A 15,404-nucleotide genomic window follows, 5' to 3' on the forward strand; every position below is an offset into this window, starting at 1 on the left:
TAATCGCTAGTGGAGGTGTCCTGTGGAAATCATCCAAAAAGTTGTCATCAAACAAATTCTGACAGAAACAAGCAAACAAGAATTAATCGATTATTACACCGAACAAAAACGACAAATTGAACAAGAATGTGATCAGTTGCATTTTGAACAAAAGAAAATGGAACGAAAAAGCAAATTTCAACCAGATAGAGTGGCTGATTATTTTACGCATGAACTTGAAATTCGCCACGAAAAGAAAAAATTAATTCAGTTTCAAATGGAGCAATTAGAAGTCCTTGAACTCGGAAGTGAAATTCGCGAACGAGAAATGGAAACCATCATAGATGTACAAGTGGGAGACAAGTGGGATAAATCCATTTTCGATAAAACAATTGTTGTGAAAGATGGAATCATAGTAGAAATACGCTAGAGGTGACTTATGGAGAAAATGTATAATGTAGGAAAAATTGTCAATACACATGGCTTAATCGGTGAAATTCGTGTTATCGCAACGACCGATTTTCCAGAAGAACGGTTTCAAGTTGGAAATGCCGTGTATTTATTTGAAAAAAATAGTAAAAAGCCTGAAAAACTAATTATCCGTTCACATCGCAAACACAAAAACTTTGATTTGCTAATGTTTGAAGGATTCACAGGAATTCATCAAGTAGAACGTATGAAAGAAGGCGTCCTTAAAATTAAAGAAGCGCAACTAACTGATTTAGAAGAAAATGAATTTTACTTTCACGAGATCATTGGTTGTACCGTTGTAACGACTGATGGAGAAGAACTTGGCGAAATCACAGAAATTTTAACACCAGGTGCAAATGATGTATGGGTTGTAAAAGGCAGAGACAAAAAGGAAAAGCTTATCCCTTACATTGCTGATGTTGTTAAAGAAATTAATATTAATGACCAAAAAATTACTATCGAAGTCATGGAAGGGCTGCTAGATTAATGAAAATCGATATTCTATCTATTTTCCCAGATATGTTTTCGGGAGTGACAGGAAACTCAATTATTAAAAAAGCAATTGAAAACGAGCGAGTCACGGTTGAAGTAACTGATTTCAGGGAATATGCAGAAGGAAAGCATCATATTGTTGACGATTATCCATACGGTGGCGGAGCAGGTATGTTGCTTAAAGCGCAACCAATCTTTGATGCCGTTCAAGCTGTCAAAGAGAAACAACCAGAAACAAAGCCAAGAGTTATTTTAATGGACCCAGCTGGTAAGCGATTCAATCAAAAGATGGCAGAAGAATTTGCTGAAGAAGAGCATCTTGTTTTTATTTGTGGCCATTATGAAGGCTACGATGAACGGATTCGTGAACACCTTGTTACCGACGAAGTTTCGATAGGGGATTATATTTTAACTGGTGGCGAAATTGGCGCAATGATTATGATGGATAGCGTAATCCGTCTTTTACCGGGAGTACTTGGTAATAAAGATTCGGCAGTAACGGATTCGTTTTCGACTGGATTACTCGAACATCCACACTACACGCGCCCAGCTGATTTTAGGGGAATGAAAGTGCCAGATATTCTACTCAGTGGGAATCATGCCTGGATAGAAGAATGGCGCGACAAAGAATCACTTAAAAGAACATACGAGCGTCGACCAGATTTACTTAAAAACTATCCCTTAACAGACAAGCAAAAAACTTGGCTCAAAGAATGGTCTGACAGTAAATAAAAAGGACGTGATTTTAAATGGCAATCTTCGGGACACCTGATGAAAAAGAAGCTAAAAAATCCGAACGACAAAAAGAACGAGAAGCCTATGTGCAAGAGGAAAATGACCAAAAACGAATTGGCCAAAAATGGCAAGACATCCAAGTCTCCACTGGACCGATCAATGTAAACCATGACATCCTAACCGTGGTCTTCGCCAAGAGTGTCCGTCCAAGAATCAAAAGCGACCCAGAAGCATACTTAGAAACGGTGGGATTTGAAAATTTGTTACAGGAACTACAAAAAAAAGCATTAGATGCTGGTGGTAATGGGTTAATTCATTGCTCATTCACTGAGCAATTTGTTGATGGATTAGTATACCAACTTGCTTATGGAACAGCTGTAAACATTAAAATTACTCGATTCTAAAAAAACTAGAAAGCTGGGTAACTGGCTTTCTAGTTTTTTTATGGAAACAGTGCAAACTCCAGGAACCCATTGCAGGAAAAGTTCTCAACAACGTGACTAAAACTTTAAAATAATTGTTGAGTGCATGGATTAACAAAATTCTTTCTAAATTACTTTTTTAATAAGAAACGTAGATCTTTCCTTGCTGCACGTACTATTTTTTTATAATAGTATTCATCAGACTTTCGAATGGAAAGGTCGAGGCGGTCTATGACAGTAGCTTTAACAGAAAGAACACCACTCATCCAAAGAGGGTAACGCAAAGCTGTTAATGCTGGTCGGCCAAAAAGTCTATGTTGTAGTTCCATTCCTCCAACTGTATAAATCAGTCGTGCACGTTTTTTTCGCCAAGGTCCTGTAAACAAAAATTTTTTATCTTTAAAACTATAACTCTCTCCGCGCCAGAATAAGTGATCAATCACACCTTTAAGTACAGCAGGAACATTAAACCACCAAACAGGATAGGAAAATAGCAATAAATCAGCAGAACTAGCATCTTGCTTTAAAGCAATTATTTCAGGTGTTTGTTCTGTACGATACCCCTCAGCTAAATTAGGATCAAAAGCCAATTTTCGAATGTCATAAATCTTCACTTCTATTTTTGAATTTGTTTCTAAGTAAGCCAAATATTGATAAAACATGACTCTAGATGTTCCTTTTTCACGAGGGTCTCCGATAATTGCAACGATTTTTTTCATTAAAATCCGTCCTTTCTGATGTCTGAAAATATATGTTCGACAAAGCTATTAACATCTTGTTGAATAGCGGAATAATCCTGTACTTCATCTATCTGAGGTAGTTCTTCTAATAGTGCTGCGATTTTAGTATAATGAGCGATGGTTTGCTTAATTTCGGCTGCCTTGAGTGCAAGTAAATCTTTGGACGCAGTATTACACGAAGCAGAAGGTTCACTCCTTAGCCACTCCATCATCAGTTTTATTTCTGATAGAGAGAAGCGTGCATACTTCATCACTAAGATGAATTTTAATTCTAGTAAATGTTGTGCGTTATAAACACGATACCCATTTTCCAACCGATTAGGTACTATTATCTTATTTTTTTCATAATATCGTAATGTATCTGCACGAATCCCAACACAAGCAGCCATTTCCTTTACTGTCCATTGTTCCAAATTCGACACCTCCAAGTTGATATATTAAAGATAACATTAAACCATACTCCAAGGTCAAGCTTTTTATTAAAGAAAAGTAAGAAAAAAACTTTACAGCGAATCTAGTTTATGGTAACCTAAATAAGGTGACTGGAGAGACCAGTCTGATAACGATATTCCGCTTCATTATAAATATGAATGAATGTTTGTTGGAAGGAGAGAAAAACATGAACAAACTGATTGATGAAATCACAAAAAGTCAACTAAACCCAGATGTTCCAAATTTCCGTCCGGGTGATACTGTACGTGTACATGCGAAAGTAGTCGAAGGTACTCGCGAACGTATCCAATTATTCGAAGGCGTTGTAATCAAACGTCGCGGAGCTGGAATCAGCGAAACTTTCACTGTTCGTAAAATTTCTAACAGTGTTGGTGTGGAACGTACTTTCCCAGTACATACTCCACGTATCGCAAAATTAGAAGTTATCCGTCGTGGTAAAGTACGTCGTGCGAAACTTTACTACCTACGTAACCTACGTGGTAAAGCGGCTCGTATTAAAGAAATTCGTTAATTATTTAACGGCTAAAACCCTTGAGAAATCAAGGGTTTTTTTGTTTTTTATAAATTAAAATAAAGAGTTGGAGTCATATGAAACTGCGAATAATTAAAAGGTAAAAACATTAAGGAATAATGATGCTGTTTTATCCCTTATCTTCTATAGTTAAGGAAAAGCTTGACAGTTATATAACTTACACAACAAAATGGAACTATACAATTGGGCAAAGTAAAAATAATTCTGTATCTTTTATCAGAACTCTAAATGTCAATCAAAAAGCGTATCCATTAGCTGATGATAAAAAAGGTATAAATGCTAATTTTAAATGGAGGTTTTGTTATGAAAAGAAAAATAACGATATTTGGTATTATCATAGTGCTTTTAGTAAGTGTAGGAGGCTATATGACATATCAGAAAATGAAGCCAAAACCTTTTACTGAAGTGGTTGCAGAGGCTAAAACAGATGGTTTTGATAATGAAGAAGAACTTAGTAAGGCAAGTAACGTGATTGTTATTGGTTCACTGAGTAAGCGAGGTGAATCCCAAGTTGATCGTGATACTGAAGGCGGGATTTTAGCTGTCTATAGAATGTCTGATTTTAAGGTAGCACAAGTTATAAAAAATGATACTAAAGAAAGCTTAGCTAAAGACAATATCATACCAATATATGAAAATGAAGGACATGACGAAAAAACCAATACGACTTATCATGTTGCGGGCTATGAGAAAATGGAAAATAAAGAAACCTATATGTTGTTTTTGACTTATGACTCAGATTATAAATACTATGTTCCAGTAGGAGTTAATTTCGGAAAAATGAATGTCGATAGTGAAAAAGAAACGGAATTATATGGTGATGATAGTGATATTCAAGAAGAAGAGATTAATAAAGTACAAGAAGAGGCATTAGACACTTATAAAGAGGAAATTAAAGAAGTAGAAAATCAATGATAAAAAATAAAAAGTGTGCTTAATTGCATGCTTTTTATTTTTTGGAAAGAGAAGTATATTTTATCGTTTCTTGAGAACAAAAGAATAATGCAATGATATTATTTTATGCAAGATTATGATTGAGGTTAGTTAGCTTTACTCACTTTAAATACATTTGCTATGTTGAAAAGAACCATTTAAGTGGTAAAGCAGCTACTATTAAATATTAGAACTTTTTAAGCCTTTCTACATATTGACAATTCACATTATTTTAGTTAGCATACTAACTATATAGAGGTGATAAATATGGATAATATCGGTTATTTATTTATGAATTGCTCCAAAAAGTTAAAGTACGAATTAAATGAAGCTTTGATGGTAAAAAATATTACTATTCAACAATGGGCAGTAGTAAACCAAATTGAATTAAATAGTAGAAGAGACAAAACTAGTAAGGCGGTAGAAATAGCGAAAATACTAGATATGGATAAACCTACTATCTCTGGTATAGTAAAACGTCTAGAAAAAAAGAAGTTAATTACAAAAACGAGAAACATAGAAGATAGTCGTTCTTATTGTTTGCAGCTAACTGCTGAAGGTAAGAGAATTGTTCAAACATGTCAACAATTGAGTGATGATTTAATGGAGCTGTTTTTAGAACCGTTAACACCCCAAGAAGTTACCTGCCTTCAAAAAGTACTTATGAAGCTAAATAAGGAGGAAGTTCAGTGGAAACAATTTTAGTAATAGGCGGGACTGGTAATATTGGTTACCCATTAATAGAAGAACTAAATAATAAAGGAAAAGTTAACATTATAGCTGGTGCACGCAATGTGGAAAAATATAAGAAAAAGTTAGCACATTTTAATCGAGTAGAAGTGAGAGCATTTGATTTTTTAGATGCTTCCACATATGAATCTTGTTTGCAAGATGTAGACCGTCTATTTTTTGTTCGTCCTCCTGAACTATCTACACCAAAAGATGATATGTTTCCTTTTTTGGAAAAGGTTCAGCTTCTAAAAGTGAAGCAAGTAGTATTTATTTCTTTAATAGGTGTAGAGAAAAATCCAATGACACCACATAACAAAATAGAGAAAAAAATAACAGCATTAAATTTGCCCTATACTTTTATAAGACCTAGCTTTTTTATGCAAAATTTAAATACAACCCACCAGCAAGATATCAGAGAAAACCGTGACTTATTTGTTCCAGCGGGGAATTCACTCACTAGTTTTATTGATACGAGAGATATTGCAGCAGTGGCAGCAGTTTGTTTATTGGAAGAAAAATATATTGGACAAAAAATAGAAATTACTGGGGCAAAAGCCATTTCTTATCACCAGGCTGCTGACATAATGAGCGATGTTTTAGGGGTAACGATTTCTTATAGCAAACCATCACTATGGAAATTTAGAAAAGTAATGTTGCAAAGAGGTATGCCTAAAAATTTTGTTAATGTAATGGTAATGCTTTATTTTATCACACAGCTTGGTAATGCAAAAAAAGTAACACAATCTGTGGAGCAGATATTAAACAGAGCGCCTATCTCCTTTGCACAATATGTGGAAGATAATAAAAAACAATTTTTATAAACCTTCGAAATAAATTCTTTTGCTAGTTGAAGAGGTAACACTGATAATTATTTCGTTAAAAAACCAAACAGCTAGGATTGTATTCTAGCTGTTTGGTTTGCTTTATTTGCTAAAGGTTATAAGATTTCTCTATCAGTGTCACTGGCTCCCCCTGATTATTTCTAAGAGCGATATTTTCTTTACCCCACTGACACATCGTATCAATTACTTTATTTAAAGTAAGTCCGTAAGTTGTTATACTATACTCCACTTTAGGAGGCAACTCATTAAATACTGTTCGATTAATAATACCATCTTGCTCTAATTCTCTTAACTGCTGAATCAGAACCTTCTGTGATATTTTTGGAATGCATCGTTGTAGCTCTCCAGTTCTTTTAGTCCCTTGAGCAAGAAAACAAATAATTAAAGGTTTCCATTTTCCACCCATAATATCTAACGTGGCTTCTACACCCAAATTATATACCTTCAACTCTTTCCAGCCTCCATTTCTATTACTTGCAAATAATACCACTAGTAGACACTTACTTACAAGTAACTAAGCCACTTTCGAGTGTGTATTTACTTTCTCTTAAAACTAAATTACGATTAATACTAATTACAGAATAAAGGAGCAATCGAATGAAAACATTAGTTATTATCGCACACCCAAATATCGAAAATTCACGAGTAAATAAAGTATGGAAAGAAGCTCTTTTAAAAAATTCAGCAGATGTGCAAATTCACGAATTATATCAAGCGTACCCGAACTGGGATATCGACATAGCGTTTGAGCAGCAACAACTGCAAAACTACGACAAAGTCATTATCCAATTTCCATTTTATTGGTACAGTTATCCTCCATTACTAAAAAAATGGTTCGATGATGTTTTTTCATATGGCTGGGCATACGGTTCGAAAGGGGATAAGATGGCTGGCAAAAAACTAGCTTTAGCAATCTCCATTGGTGACAAACAATATAACTACCAAGAAGACGCACCAATCGGTTACTCGCTCGAAACACTACTAAGCCCATTTCAAGCGACAATTAATCATATAAAAGCGGACTACAGAGGAGCTCATACTATATATGGTAGTTCTTTTGAAGTTACGAATGAGGAAATAGCAGAGAATGCAGAAGTCTATGCGAGTGAATTCATAAATGCTTTCTAACTATCTTATCTACACTTCACCTTGACACTGAAAACCTCATATGATATAGTTATTAAGGTTATTAAACAAGAAAGAAGAAGCAACCCGCTTCTCGCCTCGTTAACACGAACGTTTTCAGGCAAAAAATTCAAACTTTCGTCGCGTAACTTACGCGATTTTGAATGTGCGGGATTGCTGAAAAGCAGCCCGTTTTTTTATGGCCTTCGAACGAATGAGTTAGCAGGCCGCAGATTTGAACAGCTATTTTCTATCTTGTTGTAACAAAATTAAGTGGAGGTGGCTCACCATTAGCAAAGACATGTTGGTAAACGATGGGATTCGTGCACGTGAAGTAAGATTGATCGACCAAGACGGTGAACAATTAGGCGTGAAGAGTAAAATCGATGCGCTTCAAATTGCTGAAAAGGCTAATCTTGATCTAGTGCTTGTTGCTCCAACAGCGAAACCGCCAGTAGCTCGTATCATGGACTACGGTAAATTCCGTTTTGAACAACAGAAGAAAGATAAAGAAGCCCGTAAGAACCAAAAAGTCATCGTAATGAAGGAAGTTCGTTTAAGTCCAACAATTGACGAACATGATTTTGATACGAAGCTACGTAATGCACGTAAATTCCTTGAAAAAGGCGATAAAGTAAAATGCTCTATCCGTTTTAAAGGCCGTGCCATTACACACAAAGAAATCGGTCAGAAGGTGCTTGACCGTTTTGCAAAAGCGTGCGAAGACCTTTGTACAATTGAGCAAAGACCAAAAATGGACGGACGTTCCATGTTCTTAGTCCTAGCACCACTTCATGAAAAGTAAAGTTTTGAGGAGGAAAAATTCATGCCAAAAATGAAAACCCACCGCGGTTCCGCTAAACGTTTCAAGAGAACAGGATCTGGAAAATTAAAACGCAGACACGGCTTCACTAGCCATATGTTCGCTAACAAATCCCAAAAACAAAAACGTAAATTGCGTAAATCAGCAATGGTATCAGCTGGCGACTTCAAACGTATTCGTCAAATGGTCGCTAAAATGAAATAAGAGAAACAACATTTTTGTAAATTCTAGGAGGTAGACAATATGCCACGCGTAAAAGGCGGAACAGTAACACGCAAACGTCGTAAAAAGATAGTTAAATTAGCCAAAGGGTATTACGGCTCTAAACATTTATTATTCAAAGTAGCTAACCAAGCGGTAATGAAATCTTACCAATATGCTTATAGAGATCGTCGTCAAAAGAAACGTGATTTCCGTAGATTATGGATCGCACGTATCAATGCGGCAGCTCGTATGCAAGATCTTTCTTACAGCAAATTAATGCACGGCTTAAAATTAGCTGGTATTGATATTAACCGTAAAATGCTTGCAGACTTAGCAGTAAATGATATTGCTTCATTTAACACACTTGCTGATTCAGCAAAAAAAGCATTAGCTAAATAATTCAAAAATCCTCACTCTTTGGAGTGGGGATTTTTTTATGTTATAAATTAAGTTCTAGCTCTACTGGACAATGATCCGAACCAAGCACATCCGCATGAATTTTAGCATCAACTAATTTATCTTTCAGTCGCTTTGAAACAACAAAATAATCAATCCGCCAACCAGTGTTCCTAGCTCGCGCGTTCATTCGGTATGACCACCAAGAATAAGCATCGGTCAAATCAGGATAAAAATAACGGAAACTATCAATAAAACCAGCGTCTAAAAACGCAGAAAATTTTGCACGTTCCTCGTCCGAGAAACCCGCATTTTTGCGATTTGTCTTCGGATTTTTTAAATCAATTTCTTCGTGAGCAACATTTAAATCACCACAAAGTACAACCGGCTTCGTTTTATCCAAGTTTTTGACATATTCCAAAATCGCATCCTCAAACGTCATACGATAATCTAATCTTTTTAACTCAGCTTGCGAATTTGGTGTATAAACCGTTACCATATAAAAATCTTCAAATTCAAGTGTGATTACGCGACCTTCAGTATCATGTTCTGGAATACCTAAGCCATATTGCACCGATAATGGCTCAACTTTTGTAAAAATGGCAGTACCGGAATACCCTTTTTTTACTGCATAATTCCAATAATCTTTATACGCTGGCAAATCAAGTTCAATTTGACCTTCTTGTAATTTAGTCTCTTGCAAACAAAATATATCCGCATCCACTTCTTCAAAATACTCCAAAAAGCCTTTTTTTACAGCTGCTCGAAGTCCATTTACATTCCAGGAAATTAATTTCATCTAAAAGCCTCCCATCTCTAATAGAACTATTATAACGTAAGTAACATGCTATAATGTAGTTAAACGATTGGGAGGGATAGTATGGAGAAATACGTCGCTTTACTAAGAGCAGTAAATGTTGGTGGGAAAAATAAAGTGAACATGAAACAACTAAAAGAAGTATTGCAAGAAAAGGATTTCCAAAACATAACAACGTATATCCAAAGTGGTAACCTCGTTCTCAGTTCGAATTTACAGACAGAAACTGAAGTAGCAGTAAGAATAACAGAAGTAATTAAGCATAAATTTGATTTAAACATTGACGTATTTGTTTTTTCAGGAGAGAATTACAAATCAATCATCAAAAACAACCCGTTCCCTCCAGAAATAATTGGGGAAGAAGAACGTTGGCTGGTGGCTTTTTACAATGAAAATATGCCTATCCCTAAACAAAAAAATACCCAAGCTGAAGTAATAGCAATAGGGCGTGCCTTATATATCCATGTTTTCTCCAACCAAATTCATCACTTAAAATTACCTGCTTTTCTTGGAGAATATAAAAAAGCGCTAATGACAACGCGTAATTGGCGAACAACTGTTAAATTACAAACATTACTCGAAAGCCAGGAATAGAATTTTTTGAAAATCAAGTTTATAATGAAAAAGGATTAATCTAAGGGAGTGATAGAATTGAAAGAAGAACTATTAAAACGATTTACAAAATATGTAAAAGTAGATACACAGTCAAATGAAGAAAGCACAGTTTGCCCAACAACGCCAGGTCAAATGGAACTAGCAAATATTCTTGTTACAGAACTAAAAGAAATCGGTATGCAAGAAGTTACAGTCGACGAATTTGGTTATGTTATGGCAACACTTCCTTCTAACACAACGAAAGAAGTTCCGGTTATTGGATTTTTAGCTCATTTAGACACGGCGACTGATTTAACAGGTAAAAACGTGCAACCACAAGTGCACGAAAAATATGATGGTAAAGACATCGTTTTAAACAAAGACTTAAACGTGGTACTATCACCGAAACAATTTCCAGAACTAGCTAATTACAAAGGAAAAACCCTAATAACTACAGATGGAACAACCTTGCTTGGTGCGGATGATAAAGCAGGTATTACAGAGATTATGGTGGCAATGAACTATTTAATCAACCATCCAGAAATCAAGCACGGTAAAATTCGTGTTGCCTTCACACCAGATGAAGAAATCGGCCGAGGTCCAGAACGTTTTGATGTAGAAGCATTTGGTGCCAAATATGCTTATACAATGGACGGGGGCCCACTCGGCGAACTCGAATATGAAAGTTTTAACGCCGCATCTGCAAAAATCACTTTTAATGGTAATAGTGTTCATCCTGGTACAGCCAAAAATAAGATGGTTAATGCAATCAAAATGGCGATGGAATTCGATGCGTATATTCCAAAAGATGAAGTACCAGAGTACACAGAAGGCTACGAAGGTTTTTATCATTTAATCTCTTTAAACGGGGATGTAGAACAAGCCAACACCTATTACCTTATCCGCGATTTCGACCACTTGAAATTTGTAGAACGAAAAACGCATGTGGCTAGTATTGCTAAAGAGTTAGAAGAAAAATATGGTAAAGGGTCAGTAGAATTAAAATTAAATGATCAATATTACAATATGCGCGAAAAAATCGAGCCCGTAAAAGAAATTGTGGATATTGTTAGCGCGGCAATGAGAAATCTTGACATTGAACCAAAAATCAGCCCAATTCGTGGTGGAACAGATGGTGCTCAACTTTCCTACAAAGGCTTACCAACACCAAATATTTTCGGCGGGGGAGAGAACTTCCACGGTAAATTCGAATATGTTGCACTAGAAAGCATGGTTAAAGCTACAGAAGTAATCATTGAAGTGGCCCGTTTATTTGAAGAAAAAGAATAATAAAAAAGTGAGTCTAGTTCAACCTAGACTCACTTTTTCTATACGCTCATTTACCCTAGCGGCAAATACTTTTGCTTCGCCGTTTGCAACGAGTAACGTATAGCTTTCTTTATTTTTAAAATGTAAAATCAATTTTTTCGTCATGGAAAGAATACTCACTTTTTGTTCTAAATGGTCTATCGTTTCATAAGCGAATTTCTTAAGTAAGTAGACATCTTCATTTTCTAAGTAAAAAATTAACGCATCTTCATTTGAAATCCAAAGCCCCATTAAATCCATCCATTCGCCTTCCATTTTATACGTAAACGCACCATAAATCAAACTAGTATCTATCCCGAGAAGCTCACGGACACCAGCTTTTGCAATCATCGTTTCATACAAAAATTTTCGCCCCTCTACATACGCATTTTTCGTATACTAACTATACCACTTACTTCGGATAGACTGCAATGGAACCATCTTTTATCCGAATTAATTCGACTGGCTTTTGATAAAAGTCGTGAAGAATTTCCTCTGTTAAAAGATTTTCTGTTTTTCCGTGATGAGTTATTTCCCCGTCACGGAGTAAAATGATATTATCAAAGCAGGGTAGAATTTCTTCCGTATGATGCGTCACAAAGAGCATCGTTGGCGATTCTGGAAATTCTGCAATCTTCTTAATTCTTTCTAATAGACGATTTTTCGCAAATAAATCAAGCCCATTACAAGGTTCATCTAAAATAAGCAACTTAGGACTAGCCATTAAGGCACGAGCAATCAATACAATTTGGCGCTCGCCTTGTGATAAAATTTTATACGATTTTCCAATAAGCGATGCGCCACCACATATCAGTAAGCACTTTTTTCGCTAGATGTATTTCTTCGGTTGTAACTTTCGCGTAAATACCAATACTCGCAAATTTTCCGCTAAGTACAATTTGCTCACTTAACTCATATTCTTTCAGCTGATGATCAAGCGCATTACTAACCCAACCAATCGATTTACGTAACTCCGGCAAAGAAGTCTCGCCGAATATATGCCCAAGCACTTGAAGTCTACCACTACTAGGCCAAAGGTACCCATTTAAAAGTTGTAGTAAAGTGGTTTTTCCAGAACCATTAAGTCCGAGAATCGCCCAGTTTTCCTTATTATTAACCACCCAATTAATATTCGACAAAATCATTTTATTATCTCGCTTTAAATAAACATTCTCAAAAGCAAACATCGAATACCCCATTTCCATTTTATACTATTGTACATGAAAATAATGTAAAAAAGGAGCAAATACCAATGAAGCATGAAGAAATAATAATTGATGCGCAAAAATGGATGCAGGCCCATTTTGAAAAGGAAAATACTGGACACAACTGGGAGCACGTTAAGCGAGTCTGGCATTTAAGTAAACAAATCCAAGCAACAGAAGGCGGAGATAAATTTGTAATTGAATTAGCCGCATTATTCCACGATTATAATGATAGCAAATTAACACGAGACCCACTGCAAGCTACCGAAATAATCACGCATTGGATGAAAGAAAAAGAAGTACCTGAAGATGTAATCAATAAGATCATACGAATTATCCAAGCAGTTTCCTTTAAAAATGGAAAAAATCCTATCCATGCTTCCGCAATAGAAGAAAAAATAGTCCAAGATGCAGACCGTTTAGATGCAATCGGAGCAATCGGTATAGCTAGAACATTTACTTACGGAGGAGCACACAATAGAGAAATCGTTAATCGAGCTCACCCAGAGAATACCACATTACAGCATTTTTACGATAAATTACTCTTAATTCAGAATCAGCTAAAAACAAAGACTGGTAGGGAACTTGCAGTAGGAAAACAAAGAATTATGCAGGATTTTATACACGCACTAGAGAAAGAATTAGAAATATAAATTAAAAAGCTTGTTTTTAATATAAAGCTGTTATATAATGATAAAGCTGAATTGATACAAATTAATTCATCAAAAAACATTTTAAAAATAGTTGTTGACGTGATTTCAACTTTATGGTAAGATTTAAAAGTTGCGTTAACAAAGCAACTGACCTTTGAAAACTGAACAAAGAAGAAGACGAAAAGCAATGAGACGTAAAGTCTCACTGGTAATCGCAGGGCAGAAAACAGAAAGCTGTTTTCAACAAAAACAAACTAGTAATTTAATTGCTAGCGAAGTCAATTTGACGCAAGGAATCTTATTCACGGTGTTGAATAAGTATTCAAATTCAATTTATATTTTAAAGAGAGTTTGATCCTGGCTCAGGACGAACGCTGGCGGCGTGCCTAATACATGCAAGTCGAACGAACGGAGGAAGAGCTTGCTCTTCCAAAGTTAGTGGCGGACGGGTGAGTAACACGTGGGCAACCTGCCTGTAAGTTGGGGATAACTCCGGGAAACCGGGGCTAATACCGAATGATAAAATGTGGCGCATGCCACGCTTTTGAAAGATGGTTTCGGCTATCGCTTACAGATGGGCCCGCGGTGCATTAGCTAGTTGGTAGGGTAATGGCCTACCAAGGCCACGATGCATAGCCGACCTGAGAGGGTGATCGGCCACACTGGGACTGAGACACGGCCCAGACTCCTACGGGAGGCAGCAGTAGGGAATCTTCCGCAATGGACGAAAGTCTGACGGAGCAACGCCGCGTGTATGAAGAAGGTTTTCGGATCGTAAAGTACTGTTGTTAGAGAAGAACAAGGATAAGAGTAACTGCTTGTCCCTTGACGGTATCTAACCAGAAAGCCACGGCTAACTACGTGCCAGCAGCCGCGGTAATACGTAGGTGGCAAGCGTTGTCCGGATTTATTGGGCGTAAAGCGCGCGCAGGCGGTCTTTTAAGTCTGATGTGAAAGCCCCCGGCTTAACCGGGGAGGGTCATTGGAAACTGGAAGACTGGAGTGCAGAAGAGGAGAGTGGAATTCCACGTGTAGCGGTGAAATGCGTAGATATGTGGAGGAACACCAGTGGCGAAGGCGACTCTCTGGTCTGTAACTGACGCTGAGGCGCGAAAGCGTGGGGAGCAAACAGGATTAGATACCCTGGTAGTCCACGCCGTAAACGATGAGTGCTAAGTGTTAGGGGGTTTCCGCCCCTTAGTGCTGCAGCTAACGCATTAAGCACTCCGCCTGGGGAGTACGACCGCAAGGTTGAAACTCAAAGGAATTGACGGGGGCCCGCACAAGCGGTGGAGCATGTGGTTTAATTCGAAGCAACGCGAAGAACCTTACCAGGTCTTGACATCCTTTGACCACTCTGGAGACAGAGCTTTCCCTTCGGGGACAAAGTGACAGGTGGTGCATGGTTGTCGTCAGCTCGTGTCGTGAGATGTTGGGTTAAGTCCCGCAACGAGCGCAACCCTTGATTTTAGTTGCCAGCATTTAGTTGGGCACTCTAAAGTGACTGCCGGTGCAAGCCGGAGGAAGGTGGGGATGACGTCAAATCATCATGCCCCTTATGACCTGGGCTACACACGTGCTACAATGGATAGTACAAAGGGTCGCGAAGCCGCGAGGTGGAGCTAATCCCATAAAACTATTCTCAGTTCGGATTGTAGGCTGCAACTCGCCTACATGAAGCCGGAATCGCTAGTAATCGTGGATCAGCATGCCACGGTGAATACGTTCCCGGGCCTTGTACACACCGCCCGTCACACCACGAGAGTTTGTAACACCCGAAGTCGGTAGGGTAACCTTTATGGAGCCAGCCGCCGAAGGTGGGACAGATAATTGGGGTGAAGTCGTAACAAGGTAGCCGTATCGGAAGGTGCGGCTGGATCACCTCCTTTCTAAGGAAAAGGAAACCTGTGAGTTTTCGTTCTTCTACATTTGTTCAGTTTTGAGAGGT

The 15,404-nt window shown here is 37.4% G+C and carries 20 protein-coding genes, 1 rRNA gene, 1 pseudogene and 1 other annotated feature; of the genes and pseudogenes, 16 read left to right on the forward strand and 6 right to left on the reverse strand.

What is annotated here, in order from left to right; translation table 11 throughout:
- The first annotated feature begins 22 nt into the window (after positions 1-22).
- Genes HCB38_RS09290 through HCB38_RS09305 form a run of 4 tightly spaced genes read left to right on the forward strand, consistent with a single transcriptional unit; the run spans position 23 to position 2,081 of the window.
- Positions 23-409 (forward strand): YlqD family protein, encoded by a 387-nt coding sequence (locus tag HCB38_RS09290; RefSeq protein ID WP_185618458.1) that lies wholly within the window; start codon positions 23-25, stop codon positions 407-409.
- Between the two features lie 9 nt (positions 410-418).
- On the forward strand, positions 419-937 hold the full coding sequence (rimM, locus tag HCB38_RS09295; RefSeq protein WP_185320082.1) for a ribosome maturation factor RimM: 519 nt from the start codon (positions 419-421) through the stop codon (positions 935-937).
- Positions 937-1,674 (forward strand): tRNA (guanosine(37)-N1)-methyltransferase TrmD, encoded by a 738-nt coding sequence (gene trmD / locus HCB38_RS09300; RefSeq protein ID WP_185320083.1) that lies wholly within the window; start codon positions 937-939, stop codon positions 1,672-1,674. The genes rimM and trmD overlap by 1 nt, the downstream gene beginning before the upstream one ends.
- Before the next feature lie 17 nt (positions 1,675-1,691).
- Positions 1,692-2,081: a hypothetical protein gene (locus tag HCB38_RS09305; RefSeq protein WP_185320084.1), complete on the forward strand. Its 390-nt coding sequence runs from the start codon at positions 1,692-1,694 to the stop codon at positions 2,079-2,081.
- Between the two features lie 149 nt (positions 2,082-2,230).
- Here the strand turns inward: HCB38_RS09305 and HCB38_RS09310 are convergent, their stop codons facing one another.
- Positions 2,231-2,818 carry an NAD(P)H-dependent oxidoreductase gene (locus HCB38_RS09310; protein WP_185618459.1) on the reverse strand — a complete coding sequence of 196 codons (588 nt, stop codon included), beginning with the start codon at positions 2,816-2,818 and terminating at the stop codon, positions 2,231-2,233.
- Complete coding sequence (locus tag HCB38_RS09315) at positions 2,818-3,252, reverse strand: MerR family transcriptional regulator (protein ID WP_185320086.1); 435 nt, start codon at positions 3,250-3,252, stop codon at positions 2,818-2,820. The genes HCB38_RS09310 and HCB38_RS09315 overlap by 1 nt, the downstream gene beginning before the upstream one ends.
- A gap of 206 nt (positions 3,253-3,458) precedes the next feature.
- Here HCB38_RS09315 and rplS point away from each other — a divergent pair, with 206 nt between their 5' ends.
- From rplS to HCB38_RS09335, 4 genes are all read left to right on the forward strand, one after another.
- The gene (rplS, locus tag HCB38_RS09320; protein WP_003728425.1) at positions 3,459-3,803 is read left to right on the forward strand and encodes a 50S ribosomal protein L19; all 345 of its coding nucleotides are present in this window, start codon (positions 3,459-3,461) and stop codon (positions 3,801-3,803) included.
- A 324-nt stretch (positions 3,804-4,127) separates the two neighbouring features.
- On the forward strand, positions 4,128-4,739 hold the full coding sequence (locus tag HCB38_RS09325) for a hypothetical protein (protein WP_185638316.1): 612 nt from the start codon (positions 4,128-4,130) through the stop codon (positions 4,737-4,739).
- A gap of 285 nt (positions 4,740-5,024) precedes the next feature.
- Positions 5,025-5,462 (forward strand): MarR family winged helix-turn-helix transcriptional regulator, encoded by a 438-nt coding sequence (locus tag HCB38_RS09330; RefSeq protein ID WP_185320088.1) that lies wholly within the window; start codon positions 5,025-5,027, stop codon positions 5,460-5,462.
- A complete protein-coding gene (locus HCB38_RS09335) occupies positions 5,447-6,310 on the forward strand; it encodes an SDR family oxidoreductase (RefSeq protein WP_185320089.1) in 864 nt (287 codons plus the stop codon). The genes HCB38_RS09330 and HCB38_RS09335 overlap by 16 nt, the downstream gene beginning before the upstream one ends.
- 109 nt (positions 6,311-6,419) lie before the next feature.
- Here HCB38_RS09335 and HCB38_RS09340 read toward each other — a convergent pair whose 3' ends face one another.
- A complete protein-coding gene (locus tag HCB38_RS09340; protein ID WP_187122646.1) occupies positions 6,420-6,779 on the reverse strand; it encodes a winged helix-turn-helix transcriptional regulator in 360 nt (119 codons plus the stop codon).
- Between the two features lie 149 nt (positions 6,780-6,928).
- Here HCB38_RS09340 and HCB38_RS09345 point away from each other — a divergent pair, with 149 nt between their 5' ends.
- From HCB38_RS09345 to rplT, 4 genes are all read left to right on the forward strand, one after another.
- On the forward strand, positions 6,929-7,459 hold the full coding sequence (locus tag HCB38_RS09345; protein WP_185638318.1) for an NAD(P)H-dependent oxidoreductase: 531 nt from the start codon (positions 6,929-6,931) through the stop codon (positions 7,457-7,459).
- A gap of 65 nt (positions 7,460-7,524) precedes the next feature.
- Positions 7,525-7,663 (forward strand) — a sequence feature (ribosomal protein L20 leader region).
- An 82-nt stretch (positions 7,664-7,745) separates the two neighbouring features.
- Positions 7,746-8,261 carry a translation initiation factor IF-3 gene (gene infC / locus HCB38_RS09350; RefSeq protein ID WP_010958948.1) on the forward strand — a complete coding sequence of 172 codons (516 nt, stop codon included), beginning with the start codon at positions 7,746-7,748 and terminating at the stop codon, positions 8,259-8,261.
- Between the two features lie 21 nt (positions 8,262-8,282).
- The gene (rpmI, locus tag HCB38_RS09355; protein WP_003720098.1) at positions 8,283-8,483 is read left to right on the forward strand and encodes a 50S ribosomal protein L35; all 201 of its coding nucleotides are present in this window, start codon (positions 8,283-8,285) and stop codon (positions 8,481-8,483) included.
- A 39-nt stretch (positions 8,484-8,522) separates the two neighbouring features.
- Positions 8,523-8,882, forward strand: a complete 360-nt coding sequence (rplT, locus tag HCB38_RS09360; RefSeq protein WP_003720097.1) for a 50S ribosomal protein L20 — start codon at positions 8,523-8,525, stop codon at positions 8,880-8,882.
- A 40-nt stretch (positions 8,883-8,922) separates the two neighbouring features.
- Here rplT and HCB38_RS09365 read toward each other — a convergent pair whose 3' ends face one another.
- A complete protein-coding gene (locus HCB38_RS09365) occupies positions 8,923-9,678 on the reverse strand; it encodes an exodeoxyribonuclease III (protein ID WP_185618467.1) in 756 nt (251 codons plus the stop codon).
- A gap of 81 nt (positions 9,679-9,759) precedes the next feature.
- Here HCB38_RS09365 and HCB38_RS09370 point away from each other — a divergent pair, with 81 nt between their 5' ends.
- Together HCB38_RS09370 and pepT are read left to right on the forward strand one after the other, a co-directional pair.
- Complete coding sequence (locus HCB38_RS09370; protein ID WP_185320092.1) at positions 9,760-10,290, forward strand: DUF1697 domain-containing protein; 531 nt, start codon at positions 9,760-9,762, stop codon at positions 10,288-10,290.
- Between the two features lie 57 nt (positions 10,291-10,347).
- Positions 10,348-11,580 (forward strand): peptidase T, encoded by a 1,233-nt coding sequence (pepT, locus tag HCB38_RS09375; protein WP_185618469.1) that lies wholly within the window; start codon positions 10,348-10,350, stop codon positions 11,578-11,580.
- A gap of 18 nt (positions 11,581-11,598) precedes the next feature.
- Here pepT and HCB38_RS09380 read toward each other — a convergent pair whose 3' ends face one another.
- Both HCB38_RS09380 and HCB38_RS09385 read right to left on the reverse strand, forming a co-directional pair.
- On the reverse strand, positions 11,599-11,961 hold the full coding sequence (locus HCB38_RS09380) for a hypothetical protein (RefSeq protein ID WP_185320094.1): 363 nt from the start codon (positions 11,959-11,961) through the stop codon (positions 11,599-11,601).
- 49 nt (positions 11,962-12,010) lie between these two features.
- Positions 12,011-12,785, reverse strand: a pseudogene (locus HCB38_RS09385) (ABC transporter ATP-binding protein).
- Between the two features lie 65 nt (positions 12,786-12,850).
- Between HCB38_RS09385 and HCB38_RS09390 the strand changes: the two are divergent.
- Together HCB38_RS09390 and HCB38_RS09395 are read left to right on the forward strand one after the other, a co-directional pair.
- Complete coding sequence (locus HCB38_RS09390) at positions 12,851-13,456, forward strand: HD domain-containing protein (protein WP_185638320.1); 606 nt, start codon at positions 12,851-12,853, stop codon at positions 13,454-13,456.
- Between the two features lie 339 nt (positions 13,457-13,795).
- Positions 13,796-15,345, forward strand: a 16S ribosomal RNA gene (locus HCB38_RS09395).
- Positions 15,346-15,404: the final 59 nt, after the last annotated feature.

The organism is Listeria farberi, assembly GCF_014229295.1.
In the GTDB taxonomy this organism is placed as follows: Bacteria; Bacillota; Bacilli; order Lactobacillales; family Listeriaceae; genus Listeria; species Listeria farberi.

Bases quoted from the DNA above. Each gene is read 5' to 3' on its own strand.
- rimM (WP_185320082.1), top strand. From the start codon at position 419: ATGGAGAAAATGTATAATGTAGGAAAAATTGTCAATACACATGGCTTA.
- trmD (WP_185320083.1), top strand. From the start codon at position 937: ATGAAAATCGATATTCTATCTATTTTCCCAGATATGTTTTCGGGAGTG.
- HCB38_RS09305 (WP_185320084.1), top strand. From the start codon at position 1,692: ATGGCAATCTTCGGGACACCTGATGAAAAAGAAGCTAAAAAATCCGAA.
- HCB38_RS09310 (WP_185618459.1), bottom strand. From the start codon at position 2,818: ATGAAAAAAATCGTTGCAATTATCGGAGACCCTCGTGAAAAAGGAACA.
- rplS (WP_003728425.1), top strand. From the start codon at position 3,459: ATGAACAAACTGATTGATGAAATCACAAAAAGTCAACTAAACCCAGAT.
- HCB38_RS09325 (WP_185638316.1), top strand. From the start codon at position 4,128: ATGAAAAGAAAAATAACGATATTTGGTATTATCATAGTGCTTTTAGTA.
- HCB38_RS09330 (WP_185320088.1), top strand. From the start codon at position 5,025: ATGGATAATATCGGTTATTTATTTATGAATTGCTCCAAAAAGTTAAAG.
- HCB38_RS09345 (WP_185638318.1), top strand. From the start codon at position 6,929: ATGAAAACATTAGTTATTATCGCACACCCAAATATCGAAAATTCACGA.
- rpmI (WP_003720098.1), top strand. From the start codon at position 8,283: ATGCCAAAAATGAAAACCCACCGCGGTTCCGCTAAACGTTTCAAGAGA.
- rplT (WP_003720097.1), top strand. From the start codon at position 8,523: ATGCCACGCGTAAAAGGCGGAACAGTAACACGCAAACGTCGTAAAAAG.
- HCB38_RS09365 (WP_185618467.1), bottom strand. From the start codon at position 9,678: ATGAAATTAATTTCCTGGAATGTAAATGGACTTCGAGCAGCTGTAAAA.
- HCB38_RS09370 (WP_185320092.1), top strand. From the start codon at position 9,760: ATGGAGAAATACGTCGCTTTACTAAGAGCAGTAAATGTTGGTGGGAAA.
- HCB38_RS09390 (WP_185638320.1), top strand. From the start codon at position 12,851: ATGAAGCATGAAGAAATAATAATTGATGCGCAAAAATGGATGCAGGCC.